This window comes from Nocardiopsis terrae, from assembly GCF_014651695.1.
Taxonomy (GTDB): domain Bacteria; phylum Actinomycetota; class Actinomycetes; order Streptosporangiales; family Streptosporangiaceae; genus Nocardiopsis; species Nocardiopsis terrae.
The window spans coordinates 1-23,171 of record NZ_BMXJ01000010.1 but is presented as its reverse complement, the minus strand read 5'-3'; the positions used below and the strand labels follow the sequence as shown (position 1 = coordinate 23,171).

Annotated in this window: 20 protein-coding genes and 3 pseudogenes; 15 read left to right on the top strand and 8 right to left on the bottom strand. The window is 71.3% G+C overall.

Features of this window, described 5'->3' with window-relative positions:
• Positions 1–179: 179 nt before the first annotated feature.
• Together IE195_RS24440 and IE195_RS24435 are read right to left on the bottom strand one after the other, a co-directional pair.
• Entirely contained in the window at positions 180–1,424 is a 1,245-nt protein-coding gene (locus IE195_RS24440) for a sugar ABC transporter substrate-binding protein (protein WP_191275757.1), read from the bottom strand.
• 183 nt (positions 1,425–1,607) lie between these two features.
• The gene (locus IE195_RS24435) at positions 1,608–3,209 is read right to left on the bottom strand and encodes a glycoside hydrolase family 13 protein (RefSeq protein ID WP_191275755.1); all 1,602 of its coding nucleotides are present in this window, start codon (positions 3,207–3,209) and stop codon (positions 1,608–1,610) included.
• 95 nt (positions 3,210–3,304) lie between these two features.
• Between IE195_RS24435 and IE195_RS24430 the strand changes: the two genes are divergently transcribed.
• A complete protein-coding gene (locus IE195_RS24430; protein ID WP_191275753.1) occupies positions 3,305–4,390 on the top strand; it encodes a LacI family DNA-binding transcriptional regulator in 1,086 nt (361 codons plus the stop codon).
• A 48-nt stretch (positions 4,391–4,438) separates the two neighbouring features.
• Complete coding sequence (hemW, locus tag IE195_RS24425) at positions 4,439–5,671, top strand: radical SAM family heme chaperone HemW (RefSeq protein ID WP_191275751.1); 1,233 nt, start codon at positions 4,439–4,441, stop codon at positions 5,669–5,671.
• Between the two features lie 84 nt (positions 5,672–5,755).
• On the opposite strand, the gene IE195_RS24420 is transcribed toward hemW, so the two are convergent.
• The 3 genes from IE195_RS24420 to IE195_RS24410 all read right to left on the bottom strand — a co-directional run bounded on the left by IE195_RS24420 (position 5,756) and on the right by IE195_RS24410 (position 8,271).
• Entirely contained in the window at positions 5,756–6,388 is a 633-nt protein-coding gene (locus IE195_RS24420; protein WP_191275749.1) for a DUF4870 domain-containing protein, read from the bottom strand.
• Positions 6,389–6,418: 30 nt separating this feature from the next.
• Entirely contained in the window at positions 6,419–6,748 is a 330-nt protein-coding gene (locus tag IE195_RS26635; protein ID WP_191275936.1) for a DUF4870 domain-containing protein, read from the bottom strand.
• Between the two features lie 683 nt (positions 6,749–7,431).
• Entirely contained in the window at positions 7,432–8,271 is an 840-nt protein-coding gene (locus IE195_RS24410) for a DUF3097 domain-containing protein (protein ID WP_191275747.1), read from the bottom strand.
• Between the two features lie 178 nt (positions 8,272–8,449).
• Here IE195_RS24410 and hrcA point away from each other — a divergent pair, with 178 nt between their 5' ends.
• From hrcA to IE195_RS24395, 3 genes are read left to right on the top strand one after another with little or no spacing between them, the layout of a single operon-like run.
• Positions 8,450–9,463: a heat-inducible transcriptional repressor HrcA gene (gene hrcA / locus IE195_RS24405; protein ID WP_191275934.1), complete on the top strand. Its 1,014-nt coding sequence runs from the start codon at positions 8,450–8,452 to the stop codon at positions 9,461–9,463.
• Positions 9,464–9,467: 4 nt separating this feature from the next.
• On the top strand, positions 9,468–10,616 hold the full coding sequence (gene dnaJ, locus IE195_RS24400) for a molecular chaperone DnaJ (RefSeq protein WP_191275745.1): 1,149 nt from the start codon (positions 9,468–9,470) through the stop codon (positions 10,614–10,616).
• The gene (locus tag IE195_RS24395) at positions 10,613–11,356 is read left to right on the top strand and encodes a 16S rRNA (uracil(1498)-N(3))-methyltransferase (RefSeq protein ID WP_191275742.1); all 744 of its coding nucleotides are present in this window, start codon (positions 10,613–10,615) and stop codon (positions 11,354–11,356) included. Before dnaJ ends, IE195_RS24395 begins: the two co-directional genes overlap by 4 nt.
• A gap of 179 nt (positions 11,357–11,535) precedes the next feature.
• Here the strand turns inward: IE195_RS24395 and IE195_RS24390 are convergent, their stop codons facing one another.
• Positions 11,536–12,258, bottom strand: coding sequence for a hypothetical protein (locus tag IE195_RS24390; protein ID WP_191275740.1), 723 nt, complete (start codon positions 12,256–12,258; stop codon positions 11,536–11,538).
• Positions 12,255–12,785 (bottom strand): SigE family RNA polymerase sigma factor, encoded by a 531-nt coding sequence (locus IE195_RS24385; RefSeq protein WP_191275931.1) that lies wholly within the window; start codon positions 12,783–12,785, stop codon positions 12,255–12,257. The genes IE195_RS24390 and IE195_RS24385 overlap by 4 nt, the downstream gene beginning before the upstream one ends.
• 325 nt (positions 12,786–13,110) lie before the next feature.
• Here IE195_RS24385 and IE195_RS24380 point away from each other — a divergent pair, with 325 nt between their 5' ends.
• The 8 genes and pseudogenes from IE195_RS24380 (at position 13,111) to era (ending at position 19,227) form a co-directional block, all read left to right on the top strand.
• Positions 13,111–13,461 carry a histidine triad nucleotide-binding protein gene (locus IE195_RS24380; RefSeq protein ID WP_191275739.1) on the top strand — a complete coding sequence of 117 codons (351 nt, stop codon included), beginning with the start codon at positions 13,111–13,113 and terminating at the stop codon, positions 13,459–13,461.
• A 250-nt stretch (positions 13,462–13,711) separates the two neighbouring features.
• A pseudogene (locus IE195_RS26630) lies at positions 13,712–14,410 on the top strand (PhoH family protein); the annotation flags it as partial.
• Positions 14,399–15,220, top strand: a pseudogene (locus IE195_RS26385) (LAGLIDADG family homing endonuclease); the annotation flags it as partial. The pseudogenes IE195_RS26630 and IE195_RS26385, both read left to right, overlap by 12 nt.
• Positions 15,221–15,490: 270 nt before the next feature.
• Positions 15,491–15,895 (top strand): annotated as a pseudogene (locus tag IE195_RS26380) (PhoH family protein); the annotation flags it as partial.
• 136 nt (positions 15,896–16,031) lie between these two features.
• Complete coding sequence (gene ybeY / locus IE195_RS24370) at positions 16,032–16,529, top strand: rRNA maturation RNase YbeY (RefSeq protein ID WP_191275734.1); 498 nt, start codon at positions 16,032–16,034, stop codon at positions 16,527–16,529.
• On the top strand, positions 16,526–17,908 hold the full coding sequence (locus IE195_RS24365; RefSeq protein ID WP_191275732.1) for a hemolysin family protein: 1,383 nt from the start codon (positions 16,526–16,528) through the stop codon (positions 17,906–17,908). Before ybeY ends, IE195_RS24365 begins: the two co-directional genes overlap by 4 nt.
• Entirely contained in the window at positions 17,905–18,249 is a 345-nt protein-coding gene (locus tag IE195_RS24360) for a cytidine deaminase-like protein (RefSeq protein WP_191275730.1), read from the top strand. Before IE195_RS24365 ends, IE195_RS24360 begins: the two co-directional genes overlap by 4 nt.
• A 9-nt stretch (positions 18,250–18,258) precedes the next feature.
• Positions 18,259–19,227: a GTPase Era gene (gene era, locus IE195_RS24355; protein ID WP_191275728.1), complete on the top strand. Its 969-nt coding sequence runs from the start codon at positions 18,259–18,261 to the stop codon at positions 19,225–19,227.
• Between the two features lie 64 nt (positions 19,228–19,291).
• Here the strand turns inward: era and IE195_RS24350 are convergent, their stop codons facing one another.
• Positions 19,292–20,026 (bottom strand): IclR family transcriptional regulator, encoded by a 735-nt coding sequence (locus IE195_RS24350; RefSeq protein WP_191275929.1) that lies wholly within the window; start codon positions 20,024–20,026, stop codon positions 19,292–19,294.
• A gap of 291 nt (positions 20,027–20,317) precedes the next feature.
• Between IE195_RS24350 and IE195_RS24345 the strand changes: the two genes are divergently transcribed.
• Together IE195_RS24345 and allB are read left to right on the top strand one after the other, a co-directional pair.
• Entirely contained in the window at positions 20,318–21,598 is a 1,281-nt protein-coding gene (locus tag IE195_RS24345; RefSeq protein ID WP_191275726.1) for a DUF6986 family protein, read from the top strand.
• A 1-nt stretch (position 21,599) separates the two neighbouring features.
• On the top strand, positions 21,600–22,949 hold the full coding sequence (gene allB, locus IE195_RS24340) for an allantoinase AllB (RefSeq protein WP_191275724.1): 1,350 nt from the start codon (positions 21,600–21,602) through the stop codon (positions 22,947–22,949).
• Positions 22,950–23,171 lie beyond the last annotated feature (222 nt).

Below are 23,171 nucleotides of genomic sequence, written 5' to 3'. Positions count from 1 at the left end.
TTGCAGGCTTTGAAAGGCTTTGCAGTCGCTGTGGATAAAGATGTGGAAACACCCCGGAAACGGAAGGGTGATGGTTGTCCGAAGGTGCCGCGGCGGTTGCTCTGTGTGAGGGGAGTGCCTGCGCGCTCACGTTCTGGGGCCGGGACGCGGGGCGCCCCCGGGCCGCGGGCGCTCCGGGGTCAGGCTCCGGAGTCCTGCTCGTCGAAGCCCTCGATGATGATCCGCTCGGCCTCGGCCAGCGCCTCAGCGGGCTCAGCGCCACCGATGATATCCGCGCTGGCCTGCGAGAACGGACTCCAGACCGCCTCCATCTCGGGGATCGCGGGCATCGGCAGGCCGCCCTCGCCCGCGCGCTGGAAGGCCTCCAGGTTCGGGTCCTGCTCGGTGAGCATCTCCAGGGCCTCGTCCAGCGCGGGCACACGCGGATCGGCCTCGTACAGGATCACCGACAGTTCGGGGTCGTCCAGGAACACCCGGGCCAGCTTCTCGGCCAGATCCGGATCACTGGCCCCGGAGGCCACGAAGAACGACTGCACACCGATCAGCGGCCGGGCCGGGTCCCCCTCGGCGAACGAGGGCACCGGGTCCACCGCGAACGGCAGACCCGCCTCCTGGACCGCGGCCACACTCCACGGGCCGCTCACCAGGAACGGGGCGGCACCGGAGGCGAACAGGGAGGTCGCGTTGGTCGCGTCGGTGGACCGGCTCAGCACCCCCGAACCGTCCTCCCCGAGCTCCGCCAGCAGCTCGAAGGCAGCGATCGACTCCGGGGCGGCCACCCCCAGGTCCGCGGGGTCGGGGTCGCCCGAGGGGTCCTCGCCGAACAGGTAACCGCCGGCCGAGGTGAAGAACGGATGGATGTGGTAGGCGTCGCCCTCCTCGCCCACCTGGAGGCTCAGCGCCTGGTCCACGGCTCCCGAGTCCACCAGCTCCGTGCCGGTCGCCACCATGGCCTCCAGCGAGTCCGGCGTCTGCGGAACCAGGTCCGTGTTGCGCAACAGCGCCAGGTTCTCGGTGGCGTAGGGCACCCCGTGGACCCGGCCGTCGTAGCTGACCGCCGCCAGGGCTCCGGGGGAGAACAGTTCGGCGTCGTCCTCCTCCAGCCCGACCGGGACGATGGCTCCGGCCGACGCCAGTTCACCGGTCCAGTCGTGCGGCCCCACGAGCAGGTCCGGACCCAGGCCGGTGGAGTGCGCACTCAGGAAGCTGGCCCGCAGCTCCTCGTTGTCGACCACGATCACCTCCACCCGCCGGTTGACGTCGCGGGCGAACGCCTCGGCGAAGGTGCGCATGGCCTGGGCGCGCTCCTCGTCGGCCCAGATGGTCAGTGGAACGGAGGAGTAGTCGTCGGTTGCCTCGGTGGTCGAGCAGGCGGTCAGTGCGAGCACCAGCCCCACTGAGCACAGGGGGAGAAGTGACCTCATGGTTGGTCTCCAGGGGTGACTGGCGGGGCCCGGGGTCGCCGGGCGGGGAGGTGCCCCGCGGGTGGGTGGGGGAGTCGTGGTTCGTGCGGTCGGCAACGGCACGTTCGTCCGTGGCGGGCGCGGGCGGGTGCCGGACGCGAAGCAGGCCGGTCCGGCACCCGCGCGGGGGCGGGCGCCCCTAGGTCACACGCGCAGCCACACCGAGGTCTCGGCGGGCAGGGACAGCGTCCCCCCGGCCAGTTCGGCGCCGGGGCCGCTGGAGACCAGCACCTCCCCGGAGGCGGCCAGTTCGACCGCTGCCCCGGTCATGTTCACCGCGACCCGCACGCCCGGCTCGCGCTCGAAGTACAGAACCCCCTCCGGGGACTCCAGCCAGCTCATCGACCCGTCACCCAGGGCGTCCAGCTCGCGGCGCAGGCCGAGCGCGGTGGTGTACAGGTCCAGCGTCGAGCCCGGCACCCCGCGCTGGGCCGCGCGGGACAGGTCACCCCAGTACCCGGGGACCGGCAGCCACGGCTCGGTGCCCTCCGGGCCGAAGCCGAAGGGCGCGCTCCGGCCCTCCCACGGCAGCGGGACGCGGCAGCCGTCGCGGCCCCGCTCGGTACGGCCCGAACGTTCCCAGGTGGGGTCCTGGAGGGACTCCTCGGGCAGGTCGGTGACCTCCGGCAGGCCCAGCTCCTCGCCCTGGTACAGGTAGACCGAGCCGGGCAGGCCCAGCATCAGCAGGGTGGCCGCGCGGGCCCGGCGCAGCCCCTGCTCGCCGCCGCCGAAGCGGGTGACGTGCCGGGTGACGTCGTGGTTGGACAGCACCCACGTGGTGGTCGCGCCCACGGCGCCGTTGGCGGCCAGGGAGCCGTCGATCACCTCGCGCAGGCGTCCGGCGTCCCACGGTGCGGTGAGGTACTCGAAGTTGAACGCCTGGTGCAGCTCGTCCGGGCGCAGGTAGCGGGCCACCCGTTCGGCGTCCTCCACCCAGGCCTCGGCGACCAGGGTCCGCTCGCCCGGGTAGGAGGCGGCGATGCGCGACCAGCGGCGGTAGATCTCGTGTACGCCCTCCTGGTCGAAGTAGGGCAGCGAGGTGCTGCCGTCGAGCAGGTCGGCCTTGGCGCCCTCGTCGATGTCCGGCAGGGCCGGGTCCTTGACCATGCCGTGCGCGACGTCGATCCGGAACCCGTCCACGCCCCGGTCCAGCCAGAAGCGCAGGACGTCGTCGAACTCGTCGTGCACCTCCTGGTTGCTCCAGTCGAAGTCGGGCTGCTCGGCGTCGAACAGGTGCAGGTACCACTGTTCGGGGGTGCCGTCCTCGGTCTTGAGGCGGGTCCAGGCCGGGCCGCCGAAGATCGACTGCCAGTTGTTGGGCGGCTCGTCGCCGTCCGGACCCCGGCCGTCGCGGAAGACGTAGCGCGCGCGGGCGGCGCTGCCGGGCTCGGCGGCCACGGCCTCGCGGAACCAGCGGTGCGCGGAGGAGGAGTGGTTGGGGACCACGTCGATGATCATGCGGATGCCCAGGTCGTGGGCGGCGGTGAGGAGGGCGTCGAAGTCCTCCAGGGTGCCGAAGCGCGGGTCGACGTCACGGTAGTCGGCGACGTCGTAACCGCCGTCGGCGAGCGGCGAGACGTAGAAGGGCGTGAGCCAGATAGCGTCCACGCCGAGCTCCGCGAGGTGGGGGAGGCGCTCGCGGATCCCCGCCAGATCGCCCTCCCCGTCCCCGTTGGAGTCGGCGAAGCTGCGCACGTAGATCTGGTAGATGGCGGCCTCGCGCCACCAGTGCGACTGGTGCTTCATCTGCGGGGTCCTTCCCTGTCGCGTCTGCAAGTTCTTGCGCAAGATTACCGCCAACTTTCATCCCTGTGACGGTAATCTCGACTAGAGTTGCCCACATGGGTCCACGACTTGCCGACATCGCGCGGCACGCAGGCGTCAGCGAGGCGACGGTCTCGCGAGTGCTCAACGACAAGCCCGGCGTCGGCAGCGACACCCGCAAGGCCGTCCTGACCGCGCTCGACGTGCTCGGATACGAACGCCCCGCCAGACTGCGACAACGCTCCGCCGGCCTGGTCGGCATGGTGATCCCCGAACTGGAGAACCCGGTCTTCCCGATGTTCGCCCAGGCGGCCGAGGGCGCCCTGGCCCAGCGCGGGTACACCCCGGTGCTGTGCACCCAGACCCCGGGCGGGATATCGGAGGACGAGTACGTCGAACTGCTCCTGGAGCGCAACGTCTCCGGCATCATGTTCGTCTCCGGCAAACACGCCGACACCACGGCCTCACACGAGCGCTACCAGGCCCTGGTCTCCCGCCGCCTGCCGATCGTGCTGGTCAACGGCTACGCCGACTCCATCCCCGCGGCGTTCATCTCCGCCGACGACCGCGAGGCCGGGCACCTGGCCGTCAACCATCTGGTCGCCCTCGGCCACACCCGCATCGGATTCACCAGCGGCCCCGAACGCTACGTTCCGGTCCGCCGCAAGCTCCAGGGCTTCCACCAGGCCCTCGCCGAGCACGGCCTCGACGGCGACGGGCTCGTGGAACTCTCCCTGTTCGGGGTCGAGGGCGGCCACGCCGCCGCGAGCCGCCTCATCGAACGCGGCGTCACCGCCATGGTCTGCGGCTCCGACATCATGGCCCTGGGCGCCATCCGCGCCGCCCGCCAGCGCGGCCTGCGCGTCCCCCAGGACTTCTCCGTGGTCGGCTACGACGACTCCCAGCTGATCGCCTTCACCGACCCGCCCCTGACCACCGTCCGCCAGCCCGTGAACGCGATGGCCATGGCCGCCGTGCGCGCACTGTGCGACGAGATCGCCGGGCACCCCGTCTCGCACGCCGAGTACGTCTTCGACCCCGAACTGGTCGTCCGCGGCTCCACCGCCGCCGCCCCGGCGGCCCCCGTACCCGAACCCGCCCCCGAGGCCCGGGTGGACGCCCCCCCGCGCCGCGACCCCCAGAACGTCACCCCCGGACTCTGATCCCCGCTCCGGTCCGGGGCACGCCGTCGGGTCGGCGACACTGGAGGCATGCCATCCGTAGCCCTTGACGGTGAACCCGTGCCCCGGACCGGGGACCTCCCCGAACCCTCGCTCGCCCAGCTCGGGGAGCGGCCGCTCGGGTTCTACGTCCACGTGCCCTTCTGCGTCACCCGCTGCGGCTACTGCGACTTCAACACCTACACCGCCGACGAACTCGTCTCCCGGGACGGCACCGCCACGGCCTCACGTGAGACCTACGCGGGCCAGGCGGCGGCCGAGGTCGAGCTGGCCGACCGGGTCCTGACCGGCGACCGCCCCCGGGTCAGCACCGTCTTCGTCGGCGGCGGCACACCCACCCTCCTCTCACCCGAGGACCTCGGCCGGGTCGTCGGCGAGATCCGCGACCGCTTCGGCCTCACACCCGACGCCGAACTCACCACCGAGGCCAACCCCGAAACGGTCGACCCCGACTACCTGGCCCGTCTGCGCGCGGCCGGGTTCACCAGGGTGTCCTTCGGTATGCAGAGCGCACGGCCCCACGTCCTGCGGATCCTGGAACGCGGACACACCCCGGGGCGCCCCGAACAGTGCGTGAGGTGGGCGCGCCAGGCAGGGTTCGAGCACGTCAACCTCGACCTCATCTACGGGACCCCCGGGGAGAGCGACGAGGACTGGGCGGCCTCCCTGGAGGCCGCGATCGGAGCCGGGCCCGACCACGTCTCCGCCTACTCCCTGATCGTGGAGGAGGGGACCCGGCTGGCGGCCCGCGTCCGACGGGGCGAACTCACCGAACCCGACGACGACACCATGGCCGACCGCTACCTCATGGCCGACGAGGCCCTCGCCGGGGCCGGCTACACCCCCTACGAGGTGTCCAACTGGGCCCGCAGCCCCGAGGGGCGCAGCGCGCACAACATGCTCTACTGGACCGGCGGTCACTGGTGGGGCGTCGGCCCGGGCGCGCACAGCCACGTCGGCGGGACCCGCTGGTGGAACGTCAAGCACCCGGCCGCCTACGCCGCCCGCCTGGCCGCCGGGGACAGCCCGGCCCAGGCCCGCGAGGTGCTCACCGCGGCCGAGCGCCGCTTCGAGCGCGTCCTGCTGGAACTGCGCGTGGACGGGGGCTGCCCGCTGGACCTGTTGGACGCCCGGGGGCTCGCCGCCGCCGAACGCCTGGTCGGTGAGGGCCTCCTGGACGCCGGGGCGCACGCCGGGGGGCGCGCGGCGCTGACCCGGCGCGGCCGCCTGCTCGCCGACGCCGTGGTCCGCGACCTCACCTGAACGCCGGGACACGGACGAGGCCCTGGACACGGCGAAGGGGCCCGGCAGCATGCCGGGCCCCTCCGTTCCGTCACGCGCTGAGGCCTACTTGACCCAGCTGACGTTGAACGGGTAGCGGTACCACTCGCCCTTGTTGGCCGCGACCGCACCCAGGATGCCGAAGACGACCGCGCACACCCAGACCGCCAACTGCAGGAGCGCGCCGATGAGCACGATGTACAGCACGATCGAGACGATGTAGCCGATCAGCAGCAGGAGCTGGAAGTTCAGCGCCTGCGCGGCCTGGTCGCGGATGAACGGCGACTCGTCCTTCTTGATCAGGTACAGCACCAGCGGGCCGATGAAGCCGATGAGGATGCCGCTCAGGTGGCTGAGCAGACCCATCGTCCGCTCGTCCTGGTTCGGCTGCCCCGTGACGGCGGAGGATTCGCCGAAGCCGGGGCCGGGTGCGTAGCCGCCGTGCTGGCCGGGGTAACCGCCCTGGCCGGGAGGAACGCCGTAGCCGCCGGGCTGCCCGGGCTGCGGCTGCCCGTAGCCGCCCTGGCCGGGGTAGCCGCCCTGCTGCGGGCCTCCCGGGGGCGGCGGGTAGCCGCCGGGCTGCTGGCCGGAGTCGTACGGGCCGGGCTGGCCGCCTGCCGGGGGCGGGTAACCGCCGGACTGGCCCTGGCCGCCCTGACCGTAGGGATCCTCCGGGTTTGGACTGTTCGGATAGGACATGACGCTTCCTCGGTGTTGGGGGACTTGGTTCTACTTCAGGAGCCGGATACTCGCCGGATAGCGGTACCACGTTCCCTTGTTCGCTCCTGATGCTCCTATGACGCCGAAGACGATGGAAAGGATCCATACGAGGGCGATGAGCAGGTAACCGATCCAGGAGAGGTTAGGGAAGAAGATACCCAGACCGAAGAAGACCACGCCAGCGAACACGTAGGGGATCAGCATCGTGATCTGGAAGTTCGCCGCCTCGGAGGCGTGGTGGCGGACGAACGGGGACTGGTTGCGCTTGGCGAGGTAGATCGCGAGCGGCGGGAGCCAGCCGAAGCAGGCGATGACGAAACCGGACAGGTGGGCCAGCATCGCGACCAGAACGTCGTTGCCTCCGCCCCGGGCCGCCTGCTGGGGCTGCGGCTGTCCGTAGGCCCCGGGCTGTCCGTAGGGCTGCTGCGGGGGCTGGCCGGGCTGTCCTGGCTGCTGCCCGTAACCCGGCTGTCCGTAGGGCTGCTGCCCGTAGGGCGGCTGGCCGCCGGTGGGCTGTCCGTAGGCCGGTTGCTGCTGTCCCGGCTGCGGGGGCTGCTGTTGGCCGTAGCCGGGCTGCGCACCGCCGGGCTGTCCGTAGGGCTGCTGCGGGGGCTGGCCGGGCTGTCCCGGCTGCTGCCCGTAACCCGGCTGTCCGTACCCCTGCTGGGGCTGCTGCCCGTAGGGCGGCTGCCCCCAACCGGGCCGGCCGCCGCCGGGCTGTCCGTAGGGCTGCTGCGGAGGCTGAGCGGGTCGTCCCGGCTGCTGGGGGTGCTGCCCGTAACCCGGCTGGGGCTGTGGCCCCGGCTCCTGCGGCGGTTGCTGCCCCTGATCGTCGTCGGGGGACGGGGGGTTGGGCGGGGTCTCGCTCATGCTCTTCTCGGCTCCGCTGTTGATGGGCGTGTGCTTGTGCTGCCCGGTCCACCGGGCTGTACCGACGACCGCGGAGGGCCGGAGGCTGTTGCCGTCCGGCGGAACCGGACCACTGATCCGAGGCCCCGGCAGACGAAGCGGCGGGGCCAATCCTAGTGTTGCGGAGGGTGGGGGCCCGTGACGAAGTCGATGAGCTCCTCGACGCGCCCCAGCAACGACGGTTCGAGGTCTCCGTAGCCGCGGACCGAACCCAGGATCCGGCGCCAGGCCTCTCCCGTCTCCATCCGCCAACCGAGGGCGTCCACGACCCCCTCCTTCCAGGGGAGGCCGCGCGGTACCTCGGGCCACGCCGTGATCCCCACCGCACTCGGACGCACCGCCTGCCACACGTCCACGAAGGGGTGCCCGACCACGAGCACGTCCCCGCCCCGGACCCGGTCCGCGATCCGGCTCTCCTTGGAACCCGGCACCAGGTGGTCCACCAGGACCCCCAGCCGGCGCCCCGGACCCGGGGAGAACTCCGCCACCACCGCGGGAAGGTCGTCGACCCCCTCCAGGAACTCGACCGCCACACCCTCCACACGCAGATCGTGGCCCCAGACCTTCTCGACCAGTTCGGCGTCGTGCGCGCCCTCCACGTAGATCCGGCTCTCCCGGGCCGTGCGCGCCCGCGCACCGGTCACCGCGATCGAGCCGGAGGCGCTGCGCAGCGGGCCCCCGGGCGCGGCGGCCGGGCGCACCAGCGTCACCGGCTCCCCGTCCACCAGGAAGGCGGCCGGGCCCAGGTCGAACACGCGGCGGCGGCCGCCCCGGTCCTCCAGGGTCACCGCGGCCTTGTCCCAGGACACCACGGCCCCGCAGAAACTCTCGTCGGCGTCCTCCACGACGAGGTCGCGGCTGAGGGGTATCTCGCGTACCGCGCCCTTCCTCGGCCGTCGCCAGTCTCCCGCCAGAACGTCGCGGCCGTAGCGGCCGCTTCCCTTGGTAGCCACGGTGGTGCAGTCTACTGGCGGAGGGGTGCGAACCCCCGTGAACGGGTGGCGCACGTCGCCGCCCCGTCAGGGAAGAGGAACCGGCCCCCGGCGCGTTACTACCGACGGGTAGCAGTACGGGTTTGCGGTCGGGCATAGAATTAGCACTAAAGACCTTGGAGTGCCAGGAGGTGGCGAGTTGCTGGACGAGCGCAAGCTCGCGGTCCTGCGTGCCGTCGTAGAGGACTTCGTCAACACCAACGAACCGGTGGGTTCCCGTGCGCTGGCGGACCGGCACCCCCTCGGGGTCTCCCCGGCGACCATCCGCAACGACATGGTCGCCCTGGAGGAGGACGGGTACATCGCCCAGCCGCACACCAGCGCGGGGCGGGTGCCCACGGACAAGGGGTACCGGCTCTTCGTCGACCGGCTCTCCTCGGTCAAACCGCTCTCGGCGGCCGAACGGCGAGCCATCGAGTCCTTCCTCGGCGGTGCCGTGGACCTCGATGAGATCGTCGCCCGCACGGTGCGGCTGCTCGCGCAGCTCACCCGGCAGGTGGCGATCGTCCAGTACCCGTCGCTGACCCGGTCCTCGGTTCAGCACGTGGAACTCGTACCGCTCGGCGGCCAGCGCATCATGATGGTCGTCATCACCAACACCGGACGGGTCGAACAGCGCGTCATCGACGGGCTGGGATCGGCCAGCGAGAGCGTCGTCGACGACCTGCGCGCCATGCTCAACCGCGCCATCGCCGGAAAGCACCTCGGCGACGTACCGGACGCGGTTGAGGACCTGCCCGCGCAGGTGGCCCCGGAGGACCGCCCGGTCGCGGTCGCGGTCCTGTCGGTCCTGCTGGAGAGCCTCGTCGAACGCCGCGAGGAGAAGATCGTCCTGGCGGGCACCGCCAACCTCGCGGCCGTCGACTTCGCGGCCAGCCTGCGTGACGTGCTCGAAGCACTGGAAGAGAACATGGTCCTCATCCGTTTGCTGGGTGAGGCGAAGGATCCCTCTATGCTCACCGTGCGCATCGGCGCGGAGAACTTCCACGAGGGTCTTCGGTCCACCTCCATCGTGTCGGCCGACTACGGTGTGGGAAACCAGTCGCTGGCCAAGATCGGTGTGGTGGGACCCACCCGTATGGACTACCCAGGGACAATGGGCGCCGTCCGTGCGGTGGCTCGGTATGTCGGACAGATTTTGGCAGGACAGTAACTCAGTGGCCAGAGACTATTACCAGGTTCTCGGGGTGCGTCGCGACGCGTCCAAGGACGAGATCAAAAAGGCGTACCGGCGGCTCGCGCGCGAGCTCCACCCGGACATCAACCCGGACCCCGCCACCCAGGATCGCTTCAAGGAGGTGACCCAGGCCTACGAGGTCCTCTCCGACGAGAGCAAGCGTCGGATGTTCGACATGGGTCACGACCCCTTCGCCCCCGGTGGCGGAGGAGGCGGCGGCGCCGGAGGGTTCGGCGGCGCGGGCGGATTCGCCTTCGACGACATCATGAACGCCTTCTTCGGCGGTGGTCAGCCCGGCGGCCGGGGGCCCCGGGAGAGGGTTCGGCGCGGACGCAGCATCAAGATCCGCATCGAACTCGACCTCGTCGAGACCGCCTTCGGCGTCAGCAAGGAGATCACCTTCCCGACCGCCATCCTGTGCGAGACCTGCCAGGGTGAGGGCACGGCGGCCGGTTCGCACCGGACCACCTGCGAGATGTGCCACGGCCAGGGCGAGGTGTCCCAGGTCACGCGTTCCTTCCTGGGGCAGGTCATGACCTCGCGCCCCTGCCCGCAGTGCTCGGGCCAGGGCTCGGTCATCACCAACCCCTGCGGTGACTGCGCGGGCGAGGGCCGGGTGCGCGAGAAGGTCACCCGCACCGTCAAGATCCCCGCCGGGGTCGACGACGGCACCCGCATCCAGCTCGCGGGAGAGGGCGAGGTCGGCCCCAACGGCGGACCGCGCGGCGACATCATTCTCGAAGTCGTACAGAAGGCCCACCCGACCTTCGAGCGCCGCGGCGACGACCTGCACTGCACCATCACCGTGCCGATGACGGCGGCGGCGCTCGGCGCCTCCTTCTCCTTCGACACCCTTGACGGCACCGAGAACATCGACCTGCGTCCGGGTACCAACTCGGGCCACGTCATCACGCTGCCGGGCAAGGGCGTCACCCACCTCGACGGCGGCGGCCGGGGCGACCTGCGCATCCGTGTGGACGTGGAGACCCCGAGCAGGCTGGACGAGGAGCAGGAGGCCCTGCTGCGCAAGTTCGCGGAGTTGCGCGGAGAGGACCAGAACCCGGGCCGGTTCAGCCCCGGGCACGGCGGTTTCTTCTCCAAGATCCGTGATGCCTTCGGAGCCAAGTGACCCCGCCGGTCTTCCTGGCCGACACCGCGGCCCTGGCGGGTGACCGGATCCGGTTGGCGGGCCCCGAGGGCCGTCACGCCGTGGCGGTCCGGCGCATCCAGGCGGGCGAGACCGTCGACCTGTCCGACGGTCTCGGCCTGCGGGTGCGCTGCGAGGTGGCCGAGGTCGTCGGCAGGGACACCCTCGTGTGCCGTGTCGTCCAGCGCCGCAGCGACCCCGAGCCGCGGCCGCGGCTCACCGTGGTGCAGGCCCTGCCCAAGCGGGACAGGGGTGAACTCGCGGTCGAGATGATGACCGAGGCCGGGGTCGACGCCGTCGTCCCCTGGGCGGCCGAGCGCTGTGTCACCCAGTGGAGGGGCGAACGGGGGGCCAAGGCCCTGGCCAAGTGGCGGGCGAGCGCCCGGGAGGCGGCCAAACAGGCCCGCCGCGCGCGGATGCCCGAGGTCGCCGAACCGGCGGACCGCAAGGGTGTGGCCGCACTGCTCGCCGGGGCCGACCTGGCGGTGGTCCTGCACGAGGAGGGCGCTCGGCGCCTGTCCGATCTGCCCCTCCCGGAGGCTGCCGACGGGGCGGGGATCGTCCTGGTCGTCGGTCCCGAGGGCGGAATCTCCGACGCCGAACTGGCCGCCTTCGACGAGGCCGGGGCGGTCCGGTCCCTGCTGGGGCCGTCGGTTCTGCGCACCTCCACCGCCGGGGTGGCCGCCCTGTCGGTGCTCCAGGCGAGGACCGGACGCTGGTGAGTCGGGATCCGGCCGTTCCGGGCCCGGCACCCCGGTACCGGTTACCGCTCCAGGACCGGTAACGAGTTTCACCCTGACGTCGAAGAGCCCGCGGGATACTCTCCCGCGGGCTCTTCGACGTCGTTCCGTGTCGCCTCGGCGGACCGGGTCAGGGCCGACCGGCGCCGGGGCGACGCGGGTCAGTCGGAGCTGACGCTGCTCTCCTCCGACTCACCGCTGTCGTTGGATCCCCCGCCGTTGCCGCTGCCGGAGCCGCTGTCGGGCTCCTCCTCACCGCTGCCGGGGTCCTCCTCGCCCTCGTCGGGCTCCTCAGGAGTCTCGGTGGGTTCCTCGGTCGGCTCCCCGGTGGGATCGCAGTCCGCGTCCTCGGTCTGCTTCCCGTCCCGCTCGTCCCCGCTCTCGCTGTCGGTGGCGGTCGGGGCGACCTCGTCCTCGGGCGGGCAGGAGGAAGTCGACTCCTGGCCCTCCTCCTCGGCCGAAGCCTCGTCCTCGGGGCTCGGGGAGTTCTCGGCGGGCTGCCCGGGCTCCTTCTCCGGCTTGCTGGTACCGCTGGCGGAGTCCGTCGTCGGGGTGGGGGGCGTGGTGCTGCCGGCGTCCTCCTGGCTGGGCTCCGGCGGGGTTCCCGCGCGGTCTGCGCCGGCCGGGACGATCTCCAGGACCTGGTCGCGTACCTGGGGGTTCGCGATGACCACCGAGGCGGCGATCAGAGTCGCCGCCGCCACCGCCGCCGCGGGACGGAGCCACGGCAGCCTGAACCAGGCCGCGCCGCGTTGGCGCTCGGTTCGTTCGCGAATGAGGTGGAGACCCTCACCGGAGGGTGCGACCTCGTCGGCCTCGGCTCTGAGTATCTGACGGAGCTGGTCCTCGAACTCCGTCTCGTTCCGGTCGTTGGGGCTGCTCATGACGTCTGCTCCAGTACAGAGCGGAGGGCGGAGATGCCGCGTGACGTGTGGCTTTTGACCGCGCCTCGGCTGATGCCCATGGCGTCCGCGATCTGTGCCTCGGACAGGTCACCGTAGTACCGGAGCACGATTGCCTCTCGCTGACGGGTGGGTAGCTTACGCAGGGCCGCGATGACGGCCTCGCGTTCCAGAAGGTTCATGGCCCCGTGCTCGGCGCTGGGCGCGTCGGGCAGGGCCTTGGGGGCGTGCTTCTCCACGACCGCCCTGTGGCGCAGTACCGACCTGGCCTTGTTCACCACGGCCTGCCGGAGGTAGGAGAGGGCTTTGTTCGGGTCCCGGAGGCGACGCCAGGCGCCGTGCATGGCCACAAAGGCGTCCTGGACGACTTCCTCGGCGGTCGCGTGGTCCCGGACCAGTAGGGCGGCAAGCCGAACAAGTGGACGGTAGTGCTCCCGGTAGAGCTCCGTCACCGCGTGGTCAGCGTCCCACTCGACCGAGAGCGGCGCCGTGGTGGCACCAGCCACCAAGGTTTCTGTGGTCACATCAGTTCGACGCACACCCTTGTCGCGGGGTTTACGAAAGGGCATACCTCTTCTTTTCCAACTAGACGTGCGTTTGGATCCGAACACGCCGGACACGGCCACACGGCGGACGGCGCCGAAAATCTGGCGCGCACAGACGCAAACCCTACCGTGTCGGAACTCTCGGTCGTCAGGGAACGTGGATCAGAACGGTTGCGGAAAGGTTGAGGCTTCATCTCCTCGCCCGTCGACCACCTGCGGCATCATGGTCCCGGACAAGCCCGAGAAGCGGTGCCGCCAGGGTCGCGGCCCGTGCGACGGAAGGTGAGCGATGGTCGATCCCGACTGCCTTTTCTGCAAGATCGTCAAGGGGGAGGTGCCCGCGGAGATCGTCCGAGAGGGGGAGCGCACGGTCGCCTTCCGCGACATCAACCCCCAGGCGCCCACCCACGTCCTGGTCATCCCGCGCGAGCACCACGCTGACGCGGCGACTGCGGCGGCAGCCGACACCGGACTGCTGGACGCTCTGGTCCGGGAGGCCCACGAGGTCGCCAGGGCCGAGGGCGTGGTGGACTCCGGCTACCGGCTGGTCTTCAACACCGGGACCGGGGCGGGGCAGACCGTGTTCCACCTCCACGGGCACGTCCTCGGCGGGCGCGGACTGAACTGGCCCCCCGGATAGGGGGAGCGCGGGCCCCGGACCGGGCGGGCGCGCCCGGAAGGGGCGCGGAGTTTCGGGCGCGAAATAACGGATCGAGCCCGCCGGGCCCCCGTTGGTAGACTCGGGGACGGGCCCCACCGGCCACTTCGGTTGTCCCACACACCTGTGGTTACCGTGCACGACACCGGCGAGGGCCCGTCCGCGAGAAGCCCCGGGAACCGACCCCGGGGCCGTGACCGAAGGGCAGGGACAGCGGCCGCGAGGCCACACCATGGTCGAGTCAACTCACACGCACCCGGACCAGGAGACCCAGGTCAAGGTCGTGGTACCGGACGAACACACGATGATCAGCCTGCTGGGCTCGGGGGACGAGCTCCTCCGGACGCTGGAGCGGTCCTTCAGGAGCGACATCCACGTCCGCGGCAACGAGTTCACGATCAGTGGGACCCCCGAGGAGACGGCCGTGGTGGTCCGTCTCGTGGAGGAGCTGATCGAGCTCGCCAAGAGCGGAGCCCACGTCACCCCCGACACCATCGAGCGCATGGTCCACATGCTGCGCTCACCGGGCAAAGAGCGCCCCGCGGACGTGCTGACCACCAACATCCTGTCCAACCGGGGCAAGACCATCCGCCCCAAGACGCTGAACCAGAAGCGCTACGTCGACATCATCGACCAGCGCACCGTGGTCTTCGGCATCGGGCCGGCGGGCACCGGAAAGACCTATCTGGCGATGGCCAAGGCGGTCAAGGCGCTCCAGGACAAGGAGGTCAACCGGATCATCCTCACCCGCCCCGCGGTCGAGGCCGGTGAGCGCCTGGGCTTCCTGCCCGGCACCCTCTACGACAAGATCGACCCCTACCTGCGCCCGCTCTACGACGCCCTGCACGACATGCTCGACCCGGACTCCATCCCCAAGCTGATGGCCGCCGGGACCATCGAGGTCGCGCCCCTGGCGTACATGCGTGGGCGAGCCCAACCGCTGCACACCAAGGTGCTGACCCCGGAGGGTTTCCGGCCGATCGGCGAGCTCTCGGTCGGTGACCTGGTGGTGGGCTCCGATGGGAGGCCGACCCCGGTGATCGGGGTCTACCCGCAGGGCGAGAAGGCGACCTACCGGTTCTCCTCCCAGGACGGCGCCTCGACGCTGTGCTCCGAGGACCACCTGTGGACCGTCCGGACCAGGGACGACGCCCGCCGGGGCAAGCCGCCCCGGGTGCTCACGGCCAAGGAGATCGTCGAGAGCGGACTGCGCAGCTCCCACTACCCCAAGTACGAGCTCCCACTGCTCAGCGAGCCGGTGGCCTTCCCCGAGCGTGAGGTGCCCATGGACGCCTACGCGATGGGCCTGCTCCTCGGGGACGGCTGCCTCACCGGTTCCACCACGCCGAGCTTCGCCACCGTGGATCCGGAGCTGGCCGAGGCGCTTGACGAACTGCTGCCGGGTATTCGCGTTCGGCACGAGTCCGGTCCGGACTACGTGCTCAACCGGGAGAGCCGGACCGGCGACGTGATCACCATCGCCAACCCGGTGACGGCGATCATGCGTGACCTGGGCCTGTGCGGGGCCACATCCGGGACGAAGTTCGTTCCGGACGACTACCTGTACAACACGGTCGAGGTCCGGCTGGCCCTGCTTCAGGGACTGCTCGACTCCGACGGCGGTCCGGTCACGCAGTCGGGACGCGCCTGCCGGGTCCAGTACGGCACGGCGTCCCCGAAGTTGCGCGACGCGGTGACGTTCCTGGCTCAGTCGCTCGGCGGCGTGGTCTACGAACGTTCCCGTCCCGCGAAGGAACGTACTCCCGGTCTGGCCAGGGGGCGCGAAGTCTTCCACCGCCAGGACGCGTACGTCCTTGACCTGCGTCTGCCAGAGGGCGTCCAGCCCTTCCGGCTCCAGCGCAAGCGCGACAAGTACGAGGTGACCGGAGGCGGACGCCCGATGCGCTTCGTCGACTCCGTCGAGCCCGCGGGGAACGAGGAGTGCGTGTGCATCCAGGTGGCTGCGGAGGACTCCCTCTACGTCACCGAGGACTTCCTGCTCACGCACAACACGCTCAACGACTCCTTCATCATCCTGGACGAGGCGCAGAACACCTCGCCGGAGCAGATGAAGATGTTCCTGACCAGGCTCGGGTTCGGCTCCAAGATCGTGGTCACCGGTGACGTCACCCAGGTGGACCTGCCGGGCGGGCAGACCAGCGGCCTGCGGACCATCGAGAACATTCTGCGTGATATCGACGACATCGCCTTCTGTCGACTGACCAGCGAGGACGTGGTCCGGCACAAGCTGGTGGGGCAGATCGTCGACGCCTACGGCCGTCACGACGACGCTGAGGCCCGCCGCGGCGACGGGGATCGCGGCCGATCGGCCCCCCGCGGGGGGCGGCGTCAGGGCGGCGGCGCCCCGAAGGGCGGCGACGGAGGCGCCGAGGGCCCCGAACAGCGGGCAGACTGAGGGGAAGTACGTAAGTGACACCGGCCGGTGGGCCCGCCTCGTGCGGGCCCACCGCTGTCGGTAGGGCGCCCGCGGGCGCCCGGCGGGGAACACCGCCGACCACCACACCGACATCCAAGTGAGGCAGCAGCTACCGATGAGTATCGACGTCGCCAACGAGTCCGGCGTCACCACCGTGGACGAGGAACGGCTCTCCCGTCTGGCCCGGCACGTGCTCGACGCCATGCGAGTCCACCCGTTGGCCGAACTGTCCGTGGTGCTGGTGGACGAAGGACCCATGACCGACCTGCACGTGCGCTGGATGGACGAGCCCGGCCCCACCGACGTGCTCTCGTTCCCGATGGACGAGCTGCGCCCCGGCGGGCCCGGCCGCACCAGCGACCCCGGGGTGCTCGGTGACGTGGTCATCTGCCCCCAGGTGGCCGAGCGCCAGGGCAGCACCGCCGGCCACGGCACCGAGGCCGAGATCGACCTGCTGTGCACGCACGGCATCCTGCACCTGCTGGGCTACGACCACGCCGAGCCCGAGGAACACAAGGAGATGTTCGGCCTCCAGGGTGAGATCCTCGCCGCCTGGCGTGAGCGGGAGGCCGCCGGCGGGGCCGGGCCCGAAGGGGACGAGAACGCCCGATGAGCGCATCGCTCTGGCCGAATCTGGCACCGCCGACCGCTGAGCCCTCCGAGTGGGTGCTGGCGTTCGCGGTGGCCCTGGCCCTGACCGCCGTGGCCGGGTTCCTGGTCGCCGCCGAAGTCGCCGTCACCCGCGTCCTGTCGCTGGGAATGGAAGCTGCTCAGGGGGAGCGCACCGCCAGGACGGGGCCCGCCTGGGACCGGGTCGCCGCCGACCCCACCGCACACCTGAACATGCTGCTGTTCCTGCGCGTGGTGTGCGAGGTCTGCGCGGTTCTGGCCGCCGTCGTGGGCATGGTCCTGCTGATGGGGCCGGGCTGGCCCGCCCTGGTGCTGACCGCCGTGGCGATGATCGTGGTGGAGTGCGTGCTGATCGCCGTGACCCCGCGCATCCTCGGCCGCCAGTTCGCGGCTCCCACGGCCCGGGCCAGCGCGGTGGTCGTGTACCCGCTCCAGGTGGCGCTGGGCCCGCTCGCCCGGCTCCTTGTCGGGGCGGGCCGGGCGCTCACCCCGCGCGGCAAGGGCGACCGGGACGGTCCCTTCAGCACCGAGGTGGAACTGCGCCAGCTCGTGGACCTGGCCGAGCAGGGGGACGTCATCGACTCCGAGGAGCGCGAGATGATCCACTCGGTGTTCAAGCTCGACGACACCTCCGTGCGCGAGGTGATGGTGCCGCGGCCCGACATCGTCTTCACCAGCCGCGAGGCCGACGCCGACGCGGTCCTCACGCTCGCCATGGGCAGCGGGTACTCGCGTATCCCGGTGACCGGTGAGGACGAGGACGACGTGGTCGGCATCGTCTACCTCAAGGACCTGGTGGAGCGGCTGCGCGACCGCTGGGCCGCCACCGCGGGCGGGGCGGAGGAGGTCGGGCTGACCGCCGGTGACGTGATGCGCAAGGCCACCTACGTGCCGGACACCAAGCCCATCGACGAGCTGTTGCGCGAGATGCAGCGGCAGCGCAACCACGTGGCGGTGGCGATCGACGAGTACGGCGGTACCGCCGGCCTGGTCACCCTGGAGGACATCGTGGAGGAGATCGTCGGTGAGATCACCGACGAGTACGACCACGAGATCCCGCCGGTGGAGTGGTTGGACGAGGACCGGGTGCGGGTGACCGCCCGGCTGCCGCTGGGAGAGCTCGCGGAGCTCTTCCCCGACCGCGACGTCGAGGTGCCCGACGTGGAGACGGTCGGCGGTCTGGTGGCGTTCGTGCTGGGGCGGGTACCGGCCGGAGGGGCCCAGGCCCAATACGCTGGACTCAGGCTCACCCTGGAGGGCAAGAGCAGCCGCCGCAACCGGATGACCACGGCACTGGTGGAGCGCCTGCCCGACCAACAGGACCAGGGTTCGGACGAACACACGAGGAGTACGGACCAGTGACGGACACGACGGGACTCGGCCCGGAGGACACCAAACTCATCACGCTCGCGCGGGCCTCCCGGGCCAGGAACGCGACCGCCGAGGGCGCGGCGGTCCGCGACGAGACCGGGCGCACGTACGTGGCCACCTCGGTGTCGCTGCCCTCGCTCCGCCTCACCGCGCTCCAGGCCGCCGCGGCCGCTGCGGTGTCGGGTGAGGCCTCCGCCCTGGAGGCGGCGGTGGTCGTCACCGAGGCCAAGGAACTGACCGAGGACGACCGCGCGGTGGCGGACGACCTGAAGACCCAGGTGGTGGTGATCGCGGCGCCCGACGGGGTGCCCGCGAGCATCACCCGGCGCTGAGAAGGATCAATGAACGACCTCGACCTCGAGAAGCTCCGCGTGCCGCTTGAGCTGCCCTCCTACCCGGAGGGTTTCCGGAGCGGCTTCGCCTGCTTCGTGGGCCGCCCGAACGTGGGCAAGTCCACCCTGATGAACGCTCTGGTCGGGCAGAAGGTGGCGATCACCAGCAACCGTCCCCAGACCACGCGTCGGACGGTGCGCGGGATCGTGCACCGTCCGGACGCGCAGCTGATCATCGTGGACACGCCCGGTCTGCACAAACCCCGCACGCTCCTGGGGGAGCGGCTGGACTCGCTGGTGCGCTCCACGTTGGTCGAGGTGGACGTGATCGCGTTCTGTCTGCCCGCCAACGAGCCGATCGGGCGCGGTGACACCTACATCGCCAGGGAGCTCGCGGAGCAGACCAACACGCCCGTGGTCGCGTTGGTGACCAAGACCGACCTGGTGGACAGGGCGGCCGTGGGTGAGCACCTGATGGCCGTGGACGCGCTGGGCGACTGGGCTGACATCGTCCCGGTGTCCGCGCGCGGCGACTACCAGTTGGACACCGTCACCGAGGTGCTCTGCTCGCACCTGCCGGAGGGGCCGCCGCTGTACCCGGACGGCGACCTCACCGACGAACCGGACGAGATGCTCGTCGCCGAGCTGGTCCGGGAGGCCGCACTGGAGGGGGTCCGGGACGAGCTCCCGCACTCCATCGCGGTGGTCGTGGACGAGATGAACGAGCGTGAGAACACCAGGCCGGGCAAGGAGCTGGTGGACATCTACGCGTCGCTGTACGTGGAGCGTCCCAGCCAGAAGGCGATCGTGATCGGCTCCAAGGGGTCGCGTCTGCGCGACGTGGGGTCCCGGGCCCGCAAGCAGATCGAGGGCCTGCTGGGCCGGCGGGTCTTCCTGGACCTGCGGGTGCGGGTGGCCAAGGACTGGCAGCGCGACCCCAAGCAGCTTCGCAAGCTCGGTTTCGACCAGCAGACGTAGTGCGCCGGAGGGCTCGGAGGGGCTGTGGCCGCATGTGGCCACAGCCCCTCCTCGTGCGCGGGTGTCAGTTCTGGTTGTTGAGGTCGGTGGCCAGGACGTGGGCGCACCTGCGCACGATGGGGGCGGCCCGGTCGACGAAGTCCCAGCTCACCCGGGCCTCCGGGCCCGACACCGACACGGCCATGCCCGAGGGGGCGTCCTTGACCGGGACGGCCACGCAGCGCACGCCGATCTCCTGCTCGCCGTCGTCGATGGCGTAGCCGGCCTCCCGGATGCGCCGGAGTTCGTCGAGGAAGGCGTCGGGGTCGGTGATGGTGCGCTCCGTCGCCGCGGGCATACCGGTGCGGCGCACGGTCGCGAGCGCCTCCTCGTCGCCGAGCTGGGACAGCAGGGCCTTGCCGACGCCCGCCGAGTGCGGCAGTACGCGGCGGCCGACCTCGGTGAACATGCGCATGGCGTGCGGTGAGGGGACCTGGGCGACGTAGATGACCTTGTCTCCGTCGAGCATCGCGAGGTTGGCGGTCTCGCCGAGGTCCTCCACGAGTTGTGCCAGGTGGGGGCGGGCCCAGGTGCCGAGCATCTGCGCGGCCTTGTCGCCGAGGCCGATCAGGCGCGGTCCCAGGGCGTAGCGCCTGGAGGGCAGTTGGCGCACGTAGCCGTTGCCGACCAGGGTGCGGATGATGCGGTGGATGGTGGGCAGGGGCAGCCCGGAGGAGTCGGCGAGTTGGCTCAGGGAGGTCTCGCCGCCCGCCTCGGCCATGATCTCCAACAGGGAGAAGGCTCGGTCGAGGGACTGCACGCCACCGGTGCGCCGGGCCGCCTCCTCGGGCGGTCGGGGCTGGTCCGTGTGGGGGGTCTGTGAGGCTGACAAGGGTCGTGCTCCCATGCTGAGGGCCGCTGCGGTCACGCTCATCATTCTGCAATACGAAAGCTGTCTTTCGCTCTCCGCTGTGTATTGCGGGCTCCGGATCCGGATCACGAAGCCTCTGGCACCCTTGTTCTTCCGAATCGCAGAAGTTATTATCCGCATATAGAAATTAGTGACCGGCCTCTCAGAGGTCGGCACCGATGACGGAGGAGGACACCACACGTGGTGAGGGACAGCCTTCAGGGCTTGACCGATCTGGTCACCGAACTCGACGCCCGGCTCGCGGAGGCCGACGCGCGACTGGACCGGGAGTACCCCGGGGCGAACGGCGGCCGCCAGCCGGTGCACAGCGTCTACGTGCCCGCCGACCGGATCCGCCCCGGCCTCGCCGCGGACTGGGGCGCGCAGGCGCTCGCCGCCCTCGACGAGTACGCGCCCGAGGCGTCGGACCTCGCCGGGGCCACCGGGCTGAGCGAGGCCGCCGTCGCGGACGCGCTCCCGCTGGTCCGGGCCAAGCTCACCCGCGAACCCGTCGAGGACCTGCGGGCCGACTTCGAGGACGGCTACGGCGCTCCCGGGGACGATGCCGAGGACGCCGACGTGCTCGCGACCGCGAACGCCTTCGTCGCGGACCTGAAGCAGGGGACGGCCACCCCCTACTTCGGCATCCGGATGAAGGGCATGGAGGCCGCCGGGCGCCACCGCGGCGTGCGCACCCTGACGCTCTTCCTCCAGACCCTGCTGGAGGGGCACGGTTCGCTGCCCGACAACCTCGTGCTCACCCTGCCCAAGATCACCTCGGTGGAGCAGGTCGAGGCGATGGTCTGGGTCACCGAGCGGCTGGAGGAGCGCTTCGGTCTGCCCGCCGGCCGCCTCCGGTTCGAGCTCCAGATCGAGACCCCCCAGTCGATCCTGCTCACCGACGGCACGGTCGCGGTCTCCCGGATGATCCAGGCGGGCCGGGGCCGGGTCACCGCCCTGCACTACGGTACCTACGACTACAGCGCCGCCTGCGGGATCACCGCCGCCCACCAGAGCCTGGCCCACCCGGTCGCCGACCACGCCAAGTCGGTCATGCAGGTGGCCGCGGCCGGTACCGGGGTGTGGCTCTCGGACGGCGGCAGCAACATCCTGCCGACCGGAGCCCCCGAGGACGTACGCTCCGCGTGGGGCCTGCACGCGGGCCTGGTCCGGCGTTCCCTGGAGCGCGGTTTCTACCAGGGCTGGGACCTGCACCCGAACCAGCTCCCCATCCGCTACCTGGCCACCTACGCCTTCTACCGGGAGGCCTTCGCACCCGCCGCCGCGCGCCTGAGGGCCTACCTCGGCAACGCCTCGGGAAACGTCATGGACGAGCCCGCCACCGCCCAGGCCCTGGCCTCGGTGCTGGCCAGCGGCCTGCGCTGCGGCGCCCTGGAGGAGTCCGAGGTGGTCGGGGCCTGCGGGACCGACGCCGGTACCATCGTCGGCCTGGCCACCCGCCGTGTCGGACAGGAGCAGTGAGTTGACCGAGCACGCACTCGTCGTACGCGCCCGCAGGGCCCTCACCCCGGAGGGGGAGCGCCCCGTCAGCGTGGCGGTGGACGACGGACGCATCACCGAGGTCCTGTCCGGGGACGACGCCCCGCTGACGGCCGGGCGTGAGCTGCGCCTGGCCGAGGACGAGGTACTGCTGCCCGGACTCGTCGACAGTCACGTACACGTCAACGAGCCCGGCCGCACCGAGTGGGAGGGTTTCGCCAGCGCGACCCGGGCCGCCGCCCTGGGCGGGGTGACCACCCTCGTGGACATGCCGCTGAACAGCGTTCCGCCCACCACCACCCTCGACGGCCTCAGGGCCAAGCGTGCGGCGGCCGAGGGCAAGCTCGCGGTGGACGTGGGCTTCTGGGGCGGAGCCGTCCCGGAGAACAGCGGTCCCGACACCACCGAGACCCTGGCCGAGCTGTGGGACGAGGGGGTGTTCGGCTTCAAGTCCTTCCTGTCGCCCTCGGGCGTGGACGAGTTCGGACACCTGTCCCCGGAACAGCTGCACACGGCCGCCACGGCCATCCAGGCCTTCGGCGGCAGGCTGATCGTGCACGCCGAGGACCCCGGCGTCCTGGCGGCGGCGCCCCCGGCCGCCGGGCGCGAGTACGCGGACTTCCTCGCCTCCCGCCCCGACGCAGCCGAGCACGCGGCGATCTCCCTGGTGATCGACACCGCCCGCCGCACCGGTGTGCGGGCGCACATCCTGCACCTGTCCAGCGCCTCCGCCCTGCCGCTCATCGCGCAGGCCAGGGCGGAGGGCGTGCCGCTCACGGTGGAGAGCTGTCCGCACTACCTCACCCTGGCGGCGGAGGAGGTCCCGGCGGGGGACACCAGCTACAAGTGCTGCCCGCCGATCCGGGGCGCGGCCAACCGCGACCTGTTGTGGCGGGCGCTGCGCGACGGCCTGATCGACTGTGTGGTCAGTGACCATTCGCCCAGCACCCCCGACCTCAAGGATCTGGACACCGGTGACTTCGGCACCGCGTGGGGCGGGGTGTCCGGCCTGCAGGTGGGGCTGTCGGCCATGTGGACCGAGGCGCGCGGGCGCGGGGTCGGGCTGGCCGAGGTCGTGCGCTGGATGTCCGCTGAGCCCGCCCGGGTCTCCGGGGTCCGGGGCAAGGGGTCGATCGCCCCGGGCCTGGACGCCGACCTGGCCGTGTTCGCCCCGGAGGAGGCCGTCCGGGTGCGGGCGGGCGCCCTGGCGCACCGCAACCCGTTGAGCGCCTACGACGGCGCCGAGTTGCGGGGCCGGGTGCGGCGCACGCTCCTGCGCGGCCGAGAGGTCGGCCCGGACAGCGTCGAGGGGCGGATGATCACCCGGACCTAGGGTTCGGTGAGGTCCGTTTCCGGGCGTCCCGCCGTCGGTGGGGCGCCCGTTCGCGTGCGTGGGGTCCGGGGCCGCTGGCGGCCCCCTTTCCGCGGTGATCTTGCTACCAGGGGCGATCTCGGCGCCTTGGGGTCAAGTGGTTGTTGCAACGAGGAACTCGTTGAGGACCTCGGCCGGGGTAGCCCAGCCCAGGGTCTGACGAGGACGGCCGTTGAGCTCAGC